12 protein-coding genes are annotated in these 18,656 nt (G+C 42.8%); 8 read left to right on the top strand and 4 right to left on the bottom strand.

The annotated features are described in order from the left end of the window. The first annotated feature begins 6 nt into the window (after positions 1 to 6). From ABIC84_RS23680 to ABIC84_RS23655, 6 genes are all read left to right on the top strand, one after another. On the top strand, positions 7 to 1,713 hold the full coding sequence (locus tag ABIC84_RS23680; protein WP_188833462.1) for a RagB/SusD family nutrient uptake outer membrane protein: 1,707 nt from the start codon (positions 7 to 9) through the stop codon (positions 1,711 to 1,713). 120 nt (positions 1,714 to 1,833) lie between these two features. Further along, positions 1,834 to 3,363: a glycoside hydrolase family 32 protein gene (locus ABIC84_RS23675; RefSeq protein WP_429265161.1), complete on the top strand. Its 1,530-nt coding sequence runs from the start codon at positions 1,834 to 1,836 to the stop codon at positions 3,361 to 3,363. A gap of 254 nt (positions 3,364 to 3,617) precedes the next feature. Next, positions 3,618 to 4,442, top strand: a complete 825-nt coding sequence (locus ABIC84_RS23670; protein ID WP_426581914.1) for a family 16 glycosylhydrolase — start codon at positions 3,618 to 3,620, stop codon at positions 4,440 to 4,442. A 265-nt stretch (positions 4,443 to 4,707) separates the two neighbouring features. Then, positions 4,708 to 5,106 carry a response regulator gene (locus ABIC84_RS23665; protein WP_426581916.1) on the top strand — a complete coding sequence of 133 codons (399 nt, stop codon included), beginning with the start codon at positions 4,708 to 4,710 and terminating at the stop codon, positions 5,104 to 5,106. Between the two features lie 481 nt (positions 5,107 to 5,587). Then, positions 5,588 to 8,908: a SusC/RagA family TonB-linked outer membrane protein gene (locus ABIC84_RS23660; RefSeq protein WP_426581918.1), complete on the top strand. Its 3,321-nt coding sequence runs from the start codon at positions 5,588 to 5,590 to the stop codon at positions 8,906 to 8,908. A gap of 11 nt (positions 8,909 to 8,919) precedes the next feature. Further along, the gene (locus ABIC84_RS23655; RefSeq protein WP_426581920.1) at positions 8,920 to 10,728 is read left to right on the top strand and encodes a RagB/SusD family nutrient uptake outer membrane protein; all 1,809 of its coding nucleotides are present in this window, start codon (positions 8,920 to 8,922) and stop codon (positions 10,726 to 10,728) included. Between the two features lie 164 nt (positions 10,729 to 10,892). On the opposite strand, the gene ABIC84_RS23650 is transcribed toward ABIC84_RS23655, so the two are convergent. After that, the gene (locus ABIC84_RS23650; protein ID WP_426581922.1) at positions 10,893 to 12,560 is read right to left on the bottom strand and encodes a glycosyltransferase family 39 protein; all 1,668 of its coding nucleotides are present in this window, start codon (positions 12,558 to 12,560) and stop codon (positions 10,893 to 10,895) included. Positions 12,561 to 12,592: 32 nt separating this feature from the next. Continuing rightward, on the bottom strand, positions 12,593 to 13,573 hold the full coding sequence (locus tag ABIC84_RS23645) for a glycosyltransferase (RefSeq protein ID WP_429265160.1): 981 nt from the start codon (positions 13,571 to 13,573) through the stop codon (positions 12,593 to 12,595). Positions 13,574 to 13,671: 98 nt separating this feature from the next. Between ABIC84_RS23645 and ABIC84_RS23640 the strand changes: the two genes are divergently transcribed. Continuing rightward, complete coding sequence (locus ABIC84_RS23640; RefSeq protein ID WP_426581926.1) at positions 13,672 to 14,274, top strand: hypothetical protein; 603 nt, start codon at positions 13,672 to 13,674, stop codon at positions 14,272 to 14,274. A 19-nt stretch (positions 14,275 to 14,293) separates the two neighbouring features. On the opposite strand, the gene ABIC84_RS23635 is transcribed toward ABIC84_RS23640, so the two are convergent. Further along, positions 14,294 to 14,734 carry a sterol desaturase family protein gene (locus tag ABIC84_RS23635; RefSeq protein ID WP_426581928.1) on the bottom strand — a complete coding sequence of 147 codons (441 nt, stop codon included), beginning with the start codon at positions 14,732 to 14,734 and terminating at the stop codon, positions 14,294 to 14,296. A gap of 85 nt (positions 14,735 to 14,819) precedes the next feature. Further along, on the bottom strand, positions 14,820 to 16,223 hold the full coding sequence (gene lpdA, locus ABIC84_RS23630; RefSeq protein WP_426581930.1) for a dihydrolipoyl dehydrogenase: 1,404 nt from the start codon (positions 16,221 to 16,223) through the stop codon (positions 14,820 to 14,822). A gap of 265 nt (positions 16,224 to 16,488) precedes the next feature. Between lpdA and ABIC84_RS23625 the strand changes: the two genes are divergently transcribed. Next, on the top strand, positions 16,489 to 18,345 hold the full coding sequence (locus ABIC84_RS23625; protein ID WP_426581932.1) for a CocE/NonD family hydrolase: 1,857 nt from the start codon (positions 16,489 to 16,491) through the stop codon (positions 18,343 to 18,345). Positions 18,346 to 18,656 lie beyond the last annotated feature (311 nt).

Genomic DNA, 18,656 nt, shown 5'->3' with positions numbered 1-18,656 from the left:
TTCAATATGAAATCGAAAATATTAGTAACAACTATTTTATCGGGGCTGATTATTTTTAGTTCCTGTAAAAAAGCATTAGATTATACTCCAAAGGGTGTATTATCTCCTTCAGATTTAAAATCACCGGCCGCCGTTGAAGGTTTGGTAACCGCAGCTTATGCAGCTATCGGGAATGGCGATATGATAGGGCCAATATATAGTGACTGGGCTTATGGCAGCGTCCGTTCAGATGATGCTTATAAAGGTGGCGGCGGCACAGGAGATGTTGGCGAAGTTGACGCTTTGGAACATTACAACCTGGTAACGCCCTCGATGGATTCGTTTGTGTCACGCACCTGGAAAAATTTGTTTAAATCTATCTCAAGGGCAAATGTGGCAATTAGGGCAGTTAACTCCCTTTCGGATGCTGAATTCCCAAACAAAAAGATCCGTTTGGCCGAATTGAGGTTTTTGCGGGCACATAGCTATTTTACCATGAAATTGCTATACAAAAACATCCCTATTTTTGATGAAACCGCAACTCCTGCCGACATTCTGAAGGTTTCAAACACTTTATCAAACGAAGATTCATGGAATAAAATTGCCGATGATTTTCAATATGCAGTTGATAATTTGCCGGCTAAACAACCTGAATTAGCGAGGGCCAATAAAGTAAATGCACAGGCTTATTTAGCTAAATTAAGATTGTACCAGGCCTATGAGCAGGATGATAAACACCATGTGATCAATATCAATAAAACAAGGCTCCAGGAAGTTGTTACGCTTACACAAGCGGTGATAGCATCTGGCAAATACTCGCTAAGCCCGGATATTGCTGATAACTTTTTACCCGAAACAGAGAACGGGCCCGAATCAGTATTCGCCATACAATTTACTATCAATGATGGTACTACCGCCGGGCGTTTAAATTTTGAAGATGGGCTGAACTATCCGCACGGGGCACCTCAATATGGCTGCTGCGGGTTCCATGCTGCAAGTCAGAATTTAGTAAATGCCTATACAACTGATGCCAATGGTTTACCTAACTTTGATACGTTCAATAACAGCATAGCCGATCTGTCAAAAGTTACTGTCGACACCAGGTTAGACCATACTGTTGGTATAGACGGGCATCCGTATAAATATGATAACACCAAACCATTTAGCAATAGCTGGGTGCGCGACCCGGGAGTTTATGGCAACTTTCATACTATGCGTAACCAGCAATTAGCTACAAGCGCATCTTATTTTAAACTGGGACCGTTTATGGGCTCGGCAAAAAATTATGATATCATCAGGTATGATGACGTTTTATTAATGCAGGCCGAAGCTTATATTGAGTTAGGGCAACAGGCAAGTGCACTGCCATTAATTAATCAAATCAGAAACAGGGCAGCAGCCAGTACAGGGCGACTTAAAAAGCTAGATGGAACTTTCCCTTCATCCTACAATATAAAACCCTATGGCCCGGCAAACTGGACACAGGACTATGCCCGCAAGGCTTTACAATGGGAAAGGCGATTGGAATTTGCTACCGAAGGGGCACGTTTCTTTGATTTAGTTAGATGGGGGATTGCAGAAAAAACTTTAAACGACTACATTAATGTTGAAAAAGTTAGGAGGCCATTTTTAGCAACGGCTAAATTTACCGCCGGAAGAGATGAATACCTCCCGATTCCGCAATCGGAGATTACGTTCACCAACGGTTTATATAAACAAAACCCTGGCTATTAAACTATAATTAAACAACGGAAACCTGGCCTGAATTATTAGGCCGGGATTCCCTTTTTTATACCAAATACCATAAGTTTTTGCATACCCTGCCAAATGTATAACCTATTAAAAGCTTAAATTATGAAAACAAAATGCGGCACATTAATACTGCCTCTCCTTATTGCTTTAAATTGTATTTGTAAGGCTCAGGATTCCTCCCCAAAACCTTATGACGATGAACATCGTCCCCAGGTACACTTTTCACCAGCCCAACATTGGATGAATGATCCAAACGGTATGGTTTATTATAACCATACTTATCATTTATTTTTCCAGTATTATCCTAAAGACATTGTATGGGGACCAATGCACTGGGGGCATGCGGAAAGTAAGGACCTGGTCCACTGGAAACAGTTACCTATCGCGTTGTATCCGGATAGCCTTGGATATATTTTTTCTGGTAGCGCTGTTGTCGATTCCAATAATACAACCGGTTTTGGTAAAAATGGCAAAATACCCATGGTGGCCATATTCACCCATCATGACCCTAAAGGAGAAAAAGAGGGTACCGATAAGTTTCAAAACCAAAGCCTTGCCTACAGCCTGGATGGCGGCAGCACATGGACTAAATACAGCGGCAACCCGGTTTTGAAAAACCCTGGAGTCCGTGATTTCCGCGACCCCAAAGTGATGTGGTATGCCCCGGAGAAAAAATGGGTAATGACCCTTGCAACGCAAGATCACATCTCCTTCTATTCGGCCCCTGACCTGAAAAACTGGAAAAAAGAAAGCGAGTTCGGCATCAAGGCAGGTGCACACGGTGGCGTATGGGAATGCCCCGATCTGTTCTCGCTAAAAATGAACGGAAAAACCTACTGGATCCTGATCGTAAACCTTAATCCCGGCGGGCCTAACGGCGGTTCAGCAACGCAATATTTTGTAGGAAATTTTGATGGGAATAAGTTTAGCCCCCTTGATTCAAATACCAGGTGGCTTGACTACGGTCCCGACGAATATGCAGGCATTACCTGGAGCAATACCGGCAGCCGTAAAATATTTTTAGGGTGGATGAGTAACTGGCAATATGCTAATCAGGTGCCCACAAAGGCCTGGCGTAATGCCGCAACCATCCCACGTGAGCTTAGTCTGAAACAAAGCAAAGGCCAAATTTTACTGGTATCCAAACCTGTGGCTGAACTAAAAAATATTGAAGAAAAAACAATTGTGTTAAAGCAGCCCGTGGTTAACAGGTCTCTTGATCTTAGTTCAAAAATTAATAAACTCAAAAGTCAGTACGTTTTAAAATTGAGCTTTGCTACCTTAAAAGATTATAGCATCAGGCTATCAAACACTAAAGGTGAAGAACTGCTTATTGGTTACGACCCTGCCAAAGATGAATACTATATAGATCGTACCAAAGCCGGAAAAATGGATTTCCAAAAGAATTTCTCCGGCCGTTTTACCGCACCGCGGCAAAGCGCTGCTAAAAATTCAGATCTCATTTTAGTAGTCGACAAATCATCAGTAGAGTTATTTGCCGACGGAGGCTTAACCACCATGACTGCAATCTATTTCCCAACCGATGATTTCAACAACCTTGCAGTTAAAACCACCGGAAAATTAGCCATTAATAATATCAGCATTTCCGGGTTGAAATCTATCTGGAAATAACCGGCAACAGTAAGCTCTGAAAGGTTGTTTTCATCCCGAAAACAACCTTTTTCATTTCCGGGCATTTCGGGGCGCTCTCTCCAATAGCTTTATCGTCTCGTTATATTATAATATTAATATATAATAACCCCCATAAATTCCAGTTTTGCCCCCTATCCATGGGATTTTAAGTATGTTAATTTGTGACACCAATTAACCAGTACTCTCATCAACTATCGGGAGAAGCACACCTATTAACCTAAAAAATCTTTATTATGAAAAATTTAACTTTTGTTTTAATCGCATTTATTGTGATTACATCGTTTTTTGCATGTAGAAAAGATAATGCAGCCACCGCCAACTCCGCGGTAAATACTTCAGCCAGTCATCTTGCAACCAATACGGTATCATGGGTAAATGTCATTCCTTCTACCTCCTTTAGCTCGTACAGCACTTATTGGAATGATCTGTATCCCTGGGGATCTGATCATAATGGGTCTGCCCGTATGCGCTCTCAAAATATTTCAGTTTCCGGAGGGGTGCTTACACTAACCAGTGCACCCAGCGGCAGCGTTGGCAACAGCAATAAAGATCCATATTTACCGATCCATTATTACTCAGGGACAATTTATGCCAAGACCGTACCTGTAGTAACCGACTCCTGGCCTAAGTGGCATTTCAAAGGGGAATTTCAATGCGAATCACAAACTGGCACATGGCCTGCCTTTTGGGTAACCGGAGCAGACTCATGGCCACCCGAAAGTGACTTTATGGAATTTAAAGGAAGTGCAACCTGCTGGACAAATACCTACAAAAATGCGAGCGGAGGCTGGTCGAGTGTGGGTACAACTATTTCCAGCCCCGGAAACTGGCACACTTATTCGGTTTATATGACCAAGACCAATGCGACCGATGTGTCCATCGAATACTGGATAGATGGTTCTTTAAAAAGCACCCAAACGGGCGCTAACTTTGTCGGGAAAAATCTGAATATCATTATTGATTACCAAATGGAAGGATCGTCAGGATCACCCGGTCCCACCGGAACCACCTATATGCGCGCAAGGAATGTAATTGTTGAAAAAAGCGCTACATTATAGCTTTAACCAAATTATAAGCTTGCTTCTCCGGTACCGGTGATATTCCTGGTTCATTAAAACTAAAAAGGGTATGTATGCGCAAAAGCGAAATGCATGCCCTTTTAGCTATTACTTTCAAAAATAGAACCACACATAATTTATAAATAAATTAATCAATACTACAATAACTTTTCCCAATTGCAGGTTGAGCGTAGTAATACTATCCATTTTTTTAAAAAGTGGATAATATATCTTAACTTATGCAACAATATCATAATTACCAATTATGTTCCGATTACTCTTTATTGATGACAGTAAACTTGACCATATTATACTGGACAAGCTTATTGCAGGAATTGAAGATTTTAAACCCGTGTCACATAGTTACGACGGTGAAGATGCGTTAAAATCATTGACAGATAACCCGGCGGATTGCCCGGACGTTATTTTTCTGGACATCAGGATGCCCAGGTTTGACGGCTGGGATTTTCTTGAAGGTTTTGTGGATCTGCAATCCATACTGCCGGTTAAACCACTGCTCTATGTATTTTCGTCGTCAATTGACCCAACCGACAAGGAGCGGGCACTCAGCTATGATTTTGTGACCGGTTTCTTTAGCAAACCTGTTTCAAGGCCGGTGCTTGAGCTTGTATTAGCGGCCTGTATTGAGCGTTCGAAAACATAAGGATGATTACCCATTTCACAGGTGTTCAATTTTAAAAAGTGTGAACACCTGGTATTTTTCGCCAAAAAAATAGCACTAATAATCAGCAACTTACATTTGGTTTAAAATACATCAAACCGTGTTTTGAACAAACTATCGTTGATAATCAAGCTATTACAAAATAGCATTCCCAAAAGTTGAACAGCTGCTTTTTAAAAAATTGAACACTGACAAGATCTTGTCATCAATACCCGATTCCTTACCAAATTTTGCTCACATGCCGCAGGGGTAAAATCACTCACTATGATAACCTTTTAATCATATCATAGGTAGTACTTAAACATATCACTGAGCTGAATCTCTTAATTGTACCGGCAAATCCCTCCACTAAAAAGAATCTCATTCATTAATGAGTATAATAAAATCCTGCGTGTGTCTTTATGGTGATTGAGCGGATAGCGCCGATCATTACACTAAGTCATAAACCTAAAATTTAAGAACTATGAGTTTTTTTTACCAAAAAAAGTATTCGGCAAGGTGCCTTTTAGTTTTTTTGCTGCTGGTAGGCATGGGCTATCATGCTGCGGCGCAAAGCCGCCAAATCAGCGGTACTGTCACAGATTCAACCTCCAGGGAACCCCTGCCTGGTGTAACTGTGCAGGTTATTGGCACTACCAATGGCGTTCAAACTGATGTAAACGGCAAGTACAAATTAACCGTTAATCCCGGAGCAAAGTTATCTTTCGCTTTTTTGGGTTATAACACGCGTAAAGTCACTGTTGGCGATGACCCTGTTATTAACATTCAGTTATCAGGCAAAAGAAGCGATCTGGAAGAGGTTGTAGTAGTTGCTTACGGTACACAAAAGAAACCGTCGGTGGTAGGCGCTATTGCCACGGTGAGCTCAAAAGTTTTTGAAGACCGCGGGCCAACTAATAATCCTATTGCCAATTTACAGGGCCAGGTTCCGGGTTTGGTGGTAACCAGAAGTTCGGCGCAGCCAGGGCGCGAAAACTGGAACTTCCAGATCCGCGGAGCAACCTCCGTTAACGGGCAAGACCCTTTGGTGATCTTAGATGGGGTCGCGCTTAATAATAACAATGAACTGAACTCCATCAACCCCAATGATATCGACAATATTTCGGTTTTGAAGGATGGTTCGGCTTCGATATATGGTGCACGCGCTGCTTATGGCGTTGTACTGATCACTACAAAAAAAGGTAAAGCAGGTAAAATGGTGATCCAGTATGACCCTTCTGTGTCTGAGAAATTTTTAGGTCTTCAGCCTAAAATGACAAATATTGACCAATGGGCAAATGGCCTGCTTCAGGCCCGAACAAATGATAATTATGGAGTAGCGCCAACAACCGACCTTTGGTACCAACTGGCCAATTTTGCGCTGGCCAATAAAGGCACGGTGGTACTGGCATCACAGATTCCCGGAAACACCACCGGAGGTATCACTGCAAATTCGTTTTATAACGGCTTGCCTGTGCCGGCATTCCTCGATGTAAAGGAACTTGACTTTATTGATGTATCACTACAACAGTACATATGGGGGAGGGCTACTTCAACACAACACAATTTTTCGGTATCAGGCGGAACAGAAAAAAACACTTATCGTGTTTCGTTAGGGTATTTAAATGACGGCAGCCAGCTCCGGATTGGCAATAACGGTAATCAACGCTATAATCTCAGGCTTAATAACGGTTACAGATTCAGCGATAAAGTGCAACTGGAAACCAATATTGCGCTTGAGCAAAATAATATTCAACAGCCAACCATGTATACTTCGGGAAGTTACAGTGCGCTCGGAAACGGATTTCAGATCGGTTTGCCTATGTTCACGCAATCTGGCCGGCCATATCAGTGGGGAGGAGTAACAAGCCCCGCTGGACTATTAAGGGATGGGGGCGACAACCTGGAAAACAATAGCCGGGCACTGTTAAACTCAACGCTTACCTATAATTTCATGAAGCACCTTACCTTTACCGGAACAGCAGGTTATAACGTTTGGTGGCAGGATGACCGTGTGCAAACCAAAACAGTTCGTCTTTATTCATACGATGATAAATACCTGACGGGGACTACCGCACCGGCAGGTGGTACTTCGGGAGGAAGCCAAAACTATTTCCGTGCTAATATCAACGATAAATATTATAACCTCATTGGCCGCGTAACCTATGCCAATACTTTCAACCGTGTACATGATGTATCTTTAATGATCGGCAGTTCCTACGAAAGAGATGAGTATGATATGTTTAATACCCGTACCTACAATTTGGGCAGCGATGATGTACCTTCTTTAAATTTAGGGCTGAGCAGTTCGTTGGCCGGTTTTGTAACCAACGACGAACAGCGCAACCACTACGCCCTGGGTTCATACTTTGCAAGAGCTACCTACGCATATAAAGGCAAATATCTGTTTGAAGGAACCGGCAGGTATGATGGTTCTTCAAAATTTATTGCGGATAAACGCTGGAAACCATTTTACAGCCTAATGGGCGGCTGGCGCTTAGGCGAAGAAAGCTTCATCAAGAAAACAAATATTTTTAGCGAGTTAAAGATACGGGCCTCTTACGCTACATCGGGCAGCCAGGGCGGTATCGGCCTTTATGATTACCTGCAATCGCTTAATGTCGGCAATAGCAATACCCTTTTAGGTTCGGCACTCGCAACCGCAACTACAACCACGGGAAACCTGGTTTCGCTCAACAGGACCTGGGAAACAGTGATTAAACGGAACATTGGTATTGATTTCGGTTTGCTGAACGGCCGCTTAAACGGAACTTTTGAAGTGTTCCGCAATCAGAATAAAAACATGCTGGTGAGTGTTACCTATCCGGCTGTTTTGGGTATCGGCGCGCCCCAGTCAAATAACGGCGATCTGAAAACCTGGGGATGGGAAGGACAATTAACCTGGCGAGACCATGTTGGGCAGGTAACCTACAGTATTTCGGGTAATATTACCAACAGCCAAAACAAATTGGTATATTTTAATGGCGTTCCGGCATTAGGTGCAGGTTATAACGCCACTGTTGAGGGCTACCCGCTTGGGTCGTATTTCGGCCTTAAATACGGAGGCCGTTTCCAGACACAGGCACAGGTTGATACCTATAACTCCACCTATTATGCCCCCGGCGGAGTGATCAATACTATCGGCATCCCTGTAGCCACTCCTTTAACCAACCTGCCGGGTCAAAACTCAGGCTTACGTCCGGGAGATAATTATTTTGTTGATGTTAACGGCGATGGTAAACTTACTACAGGTACATCGGCAAAAGATATGGGCGACCTTGTTTATTTAGGCAGCGACATTCCGCGCTATACTTTTGGTTTGACATTAAGCCTGCAATGGAAAGGCTTTGATTTTACAAGCATTTTTCAAGGAGTAGGTAAACGGACAATATTCAGGGCCAATGGTGGTGCAAATAACTGGCGCGTACCTTTTGCCGCCGTTTACCAGGCGCAAACCACCCAATGGGTTGGTAAAACCTGGACCCCTGAAAATACAAATGCCTATTACCCTAACCTGCATAGCAATGGAATTAATGGTTACAACTACCAGATTTCAAGCTGGTCTGTTGAAAACGGCGCTTATGTACGCTTGAAAAACCTTGTTATCGGTTATACCTTACCAAAATCGTTAACAGAGCGCACCAAAGCTATCAGCCGTTTAAGGTTTTACATTTCGGGAAGCGACCTGTGGGAATACAGCAAAATTCATGATGGCTGGGATCCTGAAATGACCAGGACCACTGCAGGCAACGAGCGTTATCCATTTTACAGGTATGTAACCGTAGGCGCAAACATTACTTTTTAATTGAAATGATTATGAAAAATATTTACCGGAGGATCTTCAGTATCCTTTCAATAATTATTGTTACAGGCTTGTTCGCCTGCAACAAGTCACTTAACCTTAAACCGCAGGACCAGCTATCGGATCCGGCATATTTTAAGTCGGCCAGTGATTTTAAAACATTTGCCAACCAATATTATGGTTATCTCCGTAATTTCAACAATTCGTTTGCAGATAACCCGCATTATGACGGGCGTGCCGATGTATTTGGCGGAGGTGGCGTGTATGGCGCAGGTATCAATACAGTACCGGCAAGTGATTCGTACTGGAATAATAATTACTCCCGGATCAGGAATTGCAACTACTTACTTGAAAAGGCCGCCACTTTCCCCGATCAGGCCAGCATCAGCCAGTTTGTTGCCGAAGCCAAATTTTTCAGGGCTTACTGCTACTTTGAATTACTGCAATTGTATGGCGGGGTTCCGCTGATCACCAAAACGCTGAACCTTGATTCGCCCGAACTTTATGGCACCAGGGCATCACGCGATCAGATAGTTGATTTGATTGTTGCTGATCTGGAAGCAGCCATACCAAATCTGCCTGCTTCCATCTTAGCCAATTCTGCAGATTTTGGCCGGGTGAGCAAACCTGCCGCGCAAGCGTTTTTAGGAAGGGTTGCACTTTATGAAGGCACATGGCAAAAATTCAGAAACGGTGATGCAACCCGTTATAATATGCTGCTCGATAAATCGGCCGCGGCTTCCAACGCGGTGATAACCAGCAATCAGTTTGCACTTTTCGGTACCCCGGCTTCAAATGCACTGGGCGGCAACAGTACCATATTGGGTGATTCCGCGCAGAAGTACCTTTTTATCCTCGAAAATCTAAAATCAAACCCGGCTTCCGTTACCAAAACTGCTAATCATGAGTACCTTTTATCGTACCGTTATGACGATGTGAGCAAAACAATCGGAACAAATATTAGCCGGCAGGGAACGCAGATTGGGCCTCAGCATAAATACGTGAACGCGTTTTTATGCCAGGATGGATTGCCTATTGAAAAATCGCCGCTGTTCCAGGGTTTTGAAACTTACGGATCGGAATTTATAAACCGCGATAATCGTTTAAAGTATACTATCCAGGTTAACAATATGTACTACTGGTATGGCAACGCCAATTACCGGGTAACCTGGCTAAATGACGCCGCTGATATCGCTTTATCTATGGGAAAAGTTGTTAAGATTGGCGGTTATACCAATCAAAAATGGGTAACCGAACGCAACTGCCCGGATACCAAAGAGTCGGAAGATTACCCGGTGATCCGCTATGCCGAAGTACTGCTAAACTATGCGGAAGCAGTTTATGAACGTGACGGTGCCATAACAGATGCTGATCTTAACAAATCGCTCAACCTGGTACGCCTGCGCGTTAATAAAAATATGCCGCCATTAACCAATGGTTTCGCAGGTGCAAACGGATTGGATCTGCGTACGGAGATCAGGAGGGAACGTTTTATTGAGCTTTATTATGAAAACTTCAGGTTTGACGATATCAAACGCTGGCATAGTGCCGCTACCGACCTGGTTAGCAACACCGGCGGTACCGCCTATGGAAACATCAGTGCTTTTGTAAGCCCATGGCCAGTAGGCATTAAATTTAAAGGTACACAGGCCGATGTTGGACCAAACCCGTTAAAGCCTGCTCCTACCAACGCATTAGATGCCAACGGTCAGCTCATCCTTGACAATACAGCGCGTAATTTTTCGGAAAAAAATTATTTATATCCGATCCCGGCACAACAAATTACCCTTAATCCCGCGTTGACGCAAAATCCGGGCTGGTAAATTTATTTAAACAATCAAAAGGCTGCCTGAGGGACAGCCTTTTGATTGTTATGTGTTATCACCCTATAATTACCAACCTGGCCTAAACAGTTGCTCCCGCCAAGGCGTTTAAACAAGAAGGTAGTTGTTAATTGGGGCATTGCCAATTTATAGCGGGCATTGCTCTACCTGATCCTGATCAGATAAAATTGATCCAAAGTAGTACTCCTCCTCTTTTTGATGATAAAGGGCAGGCTCAGGTTTTCATGAGGAAAATCCTGGAAAGCTTTTATTATAGTATAAGCAATCCCTTTGTCTTTTAATTCGGCTACCGCTTTTTCATCGGCTACTATAATCCGGCTTTTCAGATGGTCTGTTTTTAGAATATCGTCAACGTTACTATAAGTAGCTTCGCCTTTGTAGTAAAAATCGAAGGTATTTGATAAAACCGCGGCGCTTACTTTTTGCTGCGGATAGTTTTGATTGAGGTATTCGGCGGCCGAAAGATCTCCCCGGTAATCAACAATAATAGGATAAGCAACGGTTACGAGGTAAGCATTCACCAGTACCGATACGGCACAGGTAAACAAAAATACCGGCTGGTAAATTTGTGTCGGATTTTTATAAATGTAGATGGACAACCCAATAAACGCTGCAATCAACAAAACAAAAACAGGCCAGCATTCGGGCGCGAAAATGAAATTAAGCGCTATAACAGCTACCAATAAAAGCCCTGTGATAATGTATTGAGCTATCTTGAAAAACTTTAACGCGGCGCCAGCTTTTAACGAACTAATAAAAACCGCGGTTATAATAGCAAAAAATGGGAACAGGATATTAGTGTAAAATGGCAGCTGAAACTTCGATGCCGAAAAGATCAGCAACATTAATACGCTTCCCGAGATACATAGATACTCGGGCTGGGTTATACCTTTAATCATTTTCCTGACGGTAGCATAAAGTGCATAGAACAGGAGAATAGCCCATGGCGCGAAAGCCCACAGCAGGGTATGAACAAAAAATAGTTTGTCGCCGTGTGTATTCGTAATATAACCGTTATTGTTGAAACGCCCAAACTGGCTGTCCCACAAAAACCAGTGGATGCCTGAAATCCCGGTGCGACCGAAAACAACTTTTTCGGGGTGAAGATCAAACTGGGTATATACCGAATAAATTTCGGGTAAAGTAAATATCACCACCAATATAAACGAGAGCAGCCATTTCCAATGGAACACGCCTTTGATATTTCCTTGAAATAAATAATCGCCAATAATTGACGCCCCAATCGGGATGAGCAGGTAGATGCCTTTAGTCATCACTGCGCAGGCAGTAAATACTGATGCCAGCAGCATATCGGCCATGCTGAACCGTTCTTTTACTTTATAAAAATGGTAAACGGCCCCCATGAGCAGGCCCATAATATAAGGCTCGGCACGTACATCCGTATTTGACATTACGCTGTGTTGAGCGGTAAGCAGGATCAGGATAGCGATAATAGCTGTTTCATCGCCATAAAACTTTTTGGCAAGCTTGTAAGTGTACGCCACCGACATGAAAAAAAACAGCAGGGCGGGCAATTTATAGGCAATGGTATTTATACCGAACACTTTAAAACTGATGGCGATAATCCAGAAGGGGAAATGCGGTTTATCCAGCCAGTCGGCACCGTGATATAGCAGATCGGTAAAATTATTGTTTTGTGCCATGCTCCTTGAAAGAGCCGAATACAGCGCCGGGTCATCGGTAAAGAATTTGATGCCGATACCTGCTACATTGAGCACGATAGCCAATAACAGCACAATAAGATAAGGCCGCTTTTGTAAAGAGAAAATTGAAGCTGATGAACTATCCACTAAAAATATTTATGTTCAAAAATAGCCGAATTTTAATTATTCCAAGGCAGGTATTTAGGCTGATCACGGTTGATCAGTTCGGGCTTGACTGAATTTAACACTTGACCATTCAAAACCCGTTCGTACAGCGCTAAATATTCCTTTGCCATCTTGCCGATACTGAAATTATCGACAGCATACTCATGACAATATTGTTTATTAAAGCTTTCAACATTTTTTAGTCCGGCTGCTAATTCTGTTTTACTTACAGAAAGCAAGCCAACTTCAGCGGGCACCAGCTCGGGCAACGATCCGTAAGGCGTACCAAAAACCGGGCAGCCAAAATACAGGCTTTCAACAATAGCAATTCCAAATGGCTCATGCCACAGTACCGGGAAAAGCAGGGCTTTTGAACCGTTCATTACTACCGATTTTGCCTCATCACCAACCATTCCCTTAAAACGCACATTAAGGTTAGGTGTAAAACGCAAACCCATTTTTAAGTTAAGCCGGGTACCTCCAAGTACCACCAGTTTATTACCACTCATGGTAGCTACATCGATGGCCCCTTTTACATTTTTAATCCGCCAGGCTGCTTTAGCCAGAAAATGGGTATGGGTGCGTTTATTGTTGAGATCGGGCTTCTGATAGTCTGCTGTATCTATAGCATTGTGTACAAAAACCGTTGAACCATGACGCTGCGCATGATTCGCTGATACAAATACCGAGTTAACATCTAATTGCACACCACCCGGGTTATTATGTACCGTAACGATATAAGGCTTCTTAGTAAAATCACTCACCTGGAACTGAAAATGTACCACGTCAATATCATCGGGCACCTGTTGGTTTATGTCAACAGCCGGATCGTAGATCAGCACCCTCGCAAACGGACAAGTTGAACCCGCTCCTACCAAATAGGTAATCTTATGTCCTATCCTATTCAGCTCGTGGCCAAGCCACCAGATGATACGCTCGGTGCCGCCATATTTTGTTGCCGGGATGGGGGTGTTGTTTACGATGAGGATGTTCATAGATGTTGGAGGCAAAGATAATACGAGAACCCTTTAAGATTATAATTTTATCATGCAAGCTATTATCTTTGACAAAATCAAAACCTTATACAATCAATATGGCAACAATACACGAGGCAGCGTGGGATAGTCTTACTTCTACGATCAATTTAAATTTGCCACTTAGAGATTCGTGGGATAAAATTATTGACTGTTGCTCGAAATTAATAACTGCGGATTATTGGGATAAGTTAAAACAACTTGATATCGAAGCTGATCAGGCAGACCTGGCTTTGTGGATGGAGCGTCTGGCTATACAATCTCCAATACCAGAAAATGTATTAGCTATTTGGATCGGAATAATTAGGATTTTAAACCAGGATGATGCCGGAGCAGAAAAAGAAGTTTATGCCATTTATCTAAATGGCGCAGATAATTACAATTCTGACGACGCCGAGTGGGCCTTAGATCCCGTTTACGACCCACAACATAAATACATTATTCCCGATATATTGATTTTGATAGATGAGATATTAAAAGCGGATCGAAAAAACCATGTCTTTTTGGATTGGATATTACCATTAGCATATGCATCTTTAGCAATAAATGATATCGTCAAATTTCGATTAAAAAAAGAGTATTTTATAAAATATCAGAGATCGCTTTTTGTTTCTGTGGGCTTTGATGACGGCGATTTAGTAAATATAACGCCCATCATTTAGGCCACTACATTATGTAATCTTACTTCCTGAACCACTTCCTATTAGCCACCAGCAACCCAAACTCTTCCGATGGATATTTCTCCGTCGATTTATGATGGATTTTATGTGCCCGGCGGATGCCGGCCAGGTAGCGATTATCACTTTTGAATGCTTTGAAACGGTTATGGATAAACCAGTCGTGAAAAATGAAGTAAATGATACCGTAGATGCTGATACCAGTACCAATCCAAAAGCGGTAGTCTAAACTCAAATGCCCAATCCACATTAGCCATAAAGCAAAGCCCGCGAAGCCGATGCTAAACAGGTCGTTTAATTCAAACCAGCCATGCCTTTGTTGGTGATGAGTTTTATGGATGAACCACAAGGGCCCATGGAAAAGATATTTGTGCATGGCCCAGGAGAGCAGTTCCATGAACGCAATGGTTAATAACACAATTCCGATATTGATTAATGTCTGCATCTGTACATAAAACAAAAGCAGGAACATAAAGTTGTTCCTGCTTTTATAAAATTAAAAATCCGAAATCGAAAATCCGAATTCCAAATTAAATATGTATCGCCCTGTTTTCAGTAGCGGCCAAACATGCTTCACGCATAGCTTCGGTATAGGTTGGGTGGGCGTGGCTCATGCGCGAAATATCTTCGGCACTCGCGCGGTACTCCATCGCTACAACTGCCTCGGCTATCATATCGGCAGCACGTGGACCAATCATGTGTACACCTAAAATCTCGTCGGTAGTGGCATCGGCCAATACTTTTACAAAACCATCCAGATCGCCGCTGGCACGGGCACGACCGCTTGCTTTGAACGGGAACGAACCGGTTTTGTATTTAACACCGGCTGCTTTCAGCTGCTCTTCCGTTTGACCAACAGCTGCAACTTCCGGCCAGGTATAAACCACGCCCGGAATCAGGTTATAATCAATATGCGGTTTTTGGCCGGCAATAATTTCGGCAACCAGCGTACCTTCATCTTCGGCTTTGTGGGCAAGCATAGCGCCCTTAATCACATCGCCAATAGCGTAAACACCTTTTACTTTGGTTTCCAGGTGCTCATCAACTGTAATTTTACGGCCACGTTCCTCAACGGTAATGCCGATATTCTCTAAACCTAAACCATCGGTGTAAGCTATACGACCTACGGCTACCAGGCAATAATCGCCTTTCAGTTCCAGCTTTTCGCCTTTAGGTGTATCACAGCTAACGGTTACTTCTTTGCCTTTTACTGTGGCACCTGTAACTTTATGGCCCAGGTAAAATTCCATACCCAGTTTGGTCAGTACTTTTTGTAATTCGCGACCAAGACCTTTATCCATAGTTGGGATAATGCCATCCATAAATTCAATTACAGATACTTTGGCGCCTAAACGGGCATAAACCGAACCCAGCTCCAAACCAATAACACCACCACCGATCAACACCAGGTGTTTTGGCACTTCGCTCAAGCTTAATGCTTCGGTTGATGTAATAATGCGTTTTTTATCGATAGGCAAAAATGGCAATGCCGATGGTTTTGACCCTGTAGCGATGATCACGTTTTTACCGGTGATTTCGATAACAGTACCATCGTTTTTTTTAACAGTGATGGTGTTTTTATCTTTGAATGATCCTACACCAAAGTGAGTGTCGATCTTGTTTTTCTTCATCAGGTAGCTGATGCCGCTGGTATTGGCATCAACAACTTCCTGCTTGCGTTTGATCATCTGTCCAAAATCTATCGAAAGATCTTTAAGGTTGATGCCATGGGTTTTAAAAGCATGGGCAGCATTGTGGTAATGTTCAGACGAATCAAGCAGCGCCTTCGACGGGATACAACCTACGTTAAGGCAGGTACCGCCAAGGGTATTATACTTTTCAACAATAGCGGTTTTTAAACCAAGCTGGGCACAGCGGATAGCGGCTACATAACCACCGGGGCCCGAACCTATAACTATAACATCATATTGCATAGTAGTGTGTATTTTATGGTGGGCAAAGTTAAGGATTATTGTCTGAACCTGAATTTATCGAATTAAGGAATTATCAGAATACCAGGCAAATTCAATAAATTCATTTAATTCAGACAAAATCGCGACAATCCTTTAATCCCATAAATCATGATTCAGATTTATCCTAAACTAACAGCTTTTTATCCAGTTTGTAACAGAACCATTGATAAATCGGTTTATCGTTAACTCTTTATTAAATTTAGCCCAATTTAACACGACTGATCTTATGAAGAAAATCAACTTATTTTTTGTGCTGGTATTATTATATACCGGCGTTAATGCTCAAAGCAACTATGTAAAGGAGCATTTTACCAAAAAAGAGGTGTACATCACCATGCGCGATGGTGTAAAACTGTTCACCTCTATTTATACCCCAAAGGATGCTTCATCGCAAAATAAGTACCCGATGATGATGATGCGTACCTGCTACAGCATCGCCCCTTACGGCGAGGACAAATATCCGGCAAGGCTTGGCCCGTCTGAAATTATGATGAAAGAGGGCTATATTTTTGTTTACCAGGACGTACGCGGCCGTTGGAAAAGCGAAGGCACCTGGACCAACATGACGCCGGTTATCGATAACAAGAAAAGCAAGAAAGATGTTGACGAAGGCTCCGACACTTACGACACTATCGACTGGCTGGTTAAAAACGTAGCTAACAACAATGGCAAGGTTGGCCAGTATGGTATCTCCTACCCGGGCTTTTATACTGCAGCGGGCATCCTGTCAAACCACCCGGCCCTAAAAGCTTCATCTCCGCAGGCCCCTATTTCTGATTTCTTTTTTGACGATTTTCACCACAACGGTGCCTTCATTGAAGGGTACTTTTTCACCTTCCCGGTATTTGGTGTTCAAAAAACTGATACAACCAGCAAAGCCTGGTACTCCATGCTTAAACCCGATAGCAAAGACGGTTACCAGTATTTATTAGATCTTGGCCCGCTAAAAAATGCCGATAAATTTTATCATGATAACTTCTTCTGGCAGGAAACCATCAATCATCCTAATTACGATGAGTTTTGGCAAAAACGCGGTTTGCTGAAACACTACGGCAAAGTAAAACCTGCGGTAATGCTGGTTGGCGGCTGGTTTGATGCCGAAGATCTAACCGGTCCGCTGGCTATTTACAAAACCATTAACAAGTCAGATCCAAATGCATATAACACCATAGTAATGGGGCCATTCGGTCACGGTCGCTGGTCGCGCGAAACAGGGCATACCATGCACAGCAATGTTTACTTTGGTGATAGCGTGGCTACATTCTATCAAAAAAATATTGAAGCCAAATTCTTTAACCACTTTTTGAAAGGTAATGGAGATAAAAATTCCGGCTTACCAAATGCTTATATGTTTAATACTGGTAAAAAGGAATGGGCAACATTTGATAAATGGCCTGCCGCCAATGCCGTACACGAAAAAATGTTTTTAGGTGCCGATGGTAAGCTTACCAATACTCAGCCTGCAACCGCAGGTTCAGTTTCCTATGTAAGCGATCCGCTTAAACCGGTTCCTTACACTGAAGATAACACCACTACCATGGGCTTTACCCCTCATAATTATATGAGTGAGGACCAGCGTTTTGCAGGTCGCCGCCCGGATGTTTTGGTTTACCAGAGCGAAATATTAAATGATGATTTTACCCTTGGCGGCGAGATCATGGCGCACCTGAAAATAGCCACCACTGGTACCGATGCCGATTTTGTTGTAAAGCTGATTGACGTTTATCCGCCCGATGAACCTAACAACCCATACATGCCCAACAAAAACATTATCCTGAGCAATTACTGGCAAATGGTACGTTCGGAAGTAATGCCGGCACGTTTCCGTAACAGCTTTGAAAAACCGGAAGCACTGGTAGCTAATCAAAAAACCGATGTAAATTTCCGCCTGCAGGATGTATTGCACACCTTTAAAAAAGGTCACCGTATCATGATCCAGGTACAAAGCACCTGGTTCCCGATAGTAGCACGCAACCCACAAAAATTTGTGGAGAACCCGTATAAGGCTGATGAAAGTGATTATATCAAAGCTACCGAAACCGTTTATAACGACAGTTACATTGATGTGCAGGTGTTGAAGTAGAGGTTGGAGATTAGAGATTAGTTTTTTCCCTTGCTTTCAAACAATTGGCGGAACTATTAGGCCCCAGCCAATTGTTTTTTGTAATTTGTTGGTATGAACCGAAGACCGTTTTTTATAATTACAATTGCTCTGGGTATACATTCAGGATAGGATGCGCAAACCTGCAACCATCCTAATTTATCTAAAGTATATGATTATAAAACAGTTGTCCGAAGATATCCGCTAACAGATAGCATAAATTATACTGCGGATGTTACTTTACAAATCTCTCGTAAAACTAAATCAAACGTTTGGCAAAACATAAGCTATAA

It is taken from the genome of Mucilaginibacter sp. 3215, assembly GCF_050433785.1.
In the GTDB taxonomy this organism is placed as follows: domain Bacteria; phylum Bacteroidota; class Bacteroidia; order Sphingobacteriales; family Sphingobacteriaceae; genus Mucilaginibacter.
The sequence above is the reverse complement of the archived record's forward strand: the minus strand, read 5'-3'. Positions and strand labels throughout refer to the sequence as shown.

Coding starts and splice junctions, on each gene's coding strand:
- ABIC84_RS23680 (WP_188833462.1), top strand. CDS start 7: ATGAAATCGAAAATATTAGTAACAACTATTTTATCGGGGCTGATTATT.
- ABIC84_RS23655 (WP_426581920.1), top strand. CDS start 8,920: ATGAAAAATATTTACCGGAGGATCTTCAGTATCCTTTCAATAATTATT.
- ABIC84_RS23640 (WP_426581926.1), top strand. CDS start 13,672: ATGGCAACAATACACGAGGCAGCGTGGGATAGTCTTACTTCTACGATC.
- ABIC84_RS23645 (WP_429265160.1), bottom strand. CDS start 13,573: ATGAACATCCTCATCGTAAACAACACCCCCATCCCGGCAACAAAATAT.
- ABIC84_RS23625 (WP_426581932.1), top strand. CDS start 16,489: ATGAAGAAAATCAACTTATTTTTTGTGCTGGTATTATTATATACCGGC.
- ABIC84_RS23665 (WP_426581916.1), top strand. CDS start 4,708: ATGTTCCGATTACTCTTTATTGATGACAGTAAACTTGACCATATTATA.
- ABIC84_RS23670 (WP_426581914.1), top strand. CDS start 3,618: ATGAAAAATTTAACTTTTGTTTTAATCGCATTTATTGTGATTACATCG.
- ABIC84_RS23635 (WP_426581928.1), bottom strand. CDS start 14,734: ATGCAGACATTAATCAATATCGGAATTGTGTTATTAACCATTGCGTTC.
- ABIC84_RS23660 (WP_426581918.1), top strand. CDS start 5,588: ATGAGTTTTTTTTACCAAAAAAAGTATTCGGCAAGGTGCCTTTTAGTT.
- ABIC84_RS23675 (WP_429265161.1), top strand. CDS start 1,834: ATGAAAACAAAATGCGGCACATTAATACTGCCTCTCCTTATTGCTTTA.
- lpdA (WP_426581930.1), bottom strand. CDS start 16,223: ATGCAATATGATGTTATAGTTATAGGTTCGGGCCCCGGTGGTTATGTA.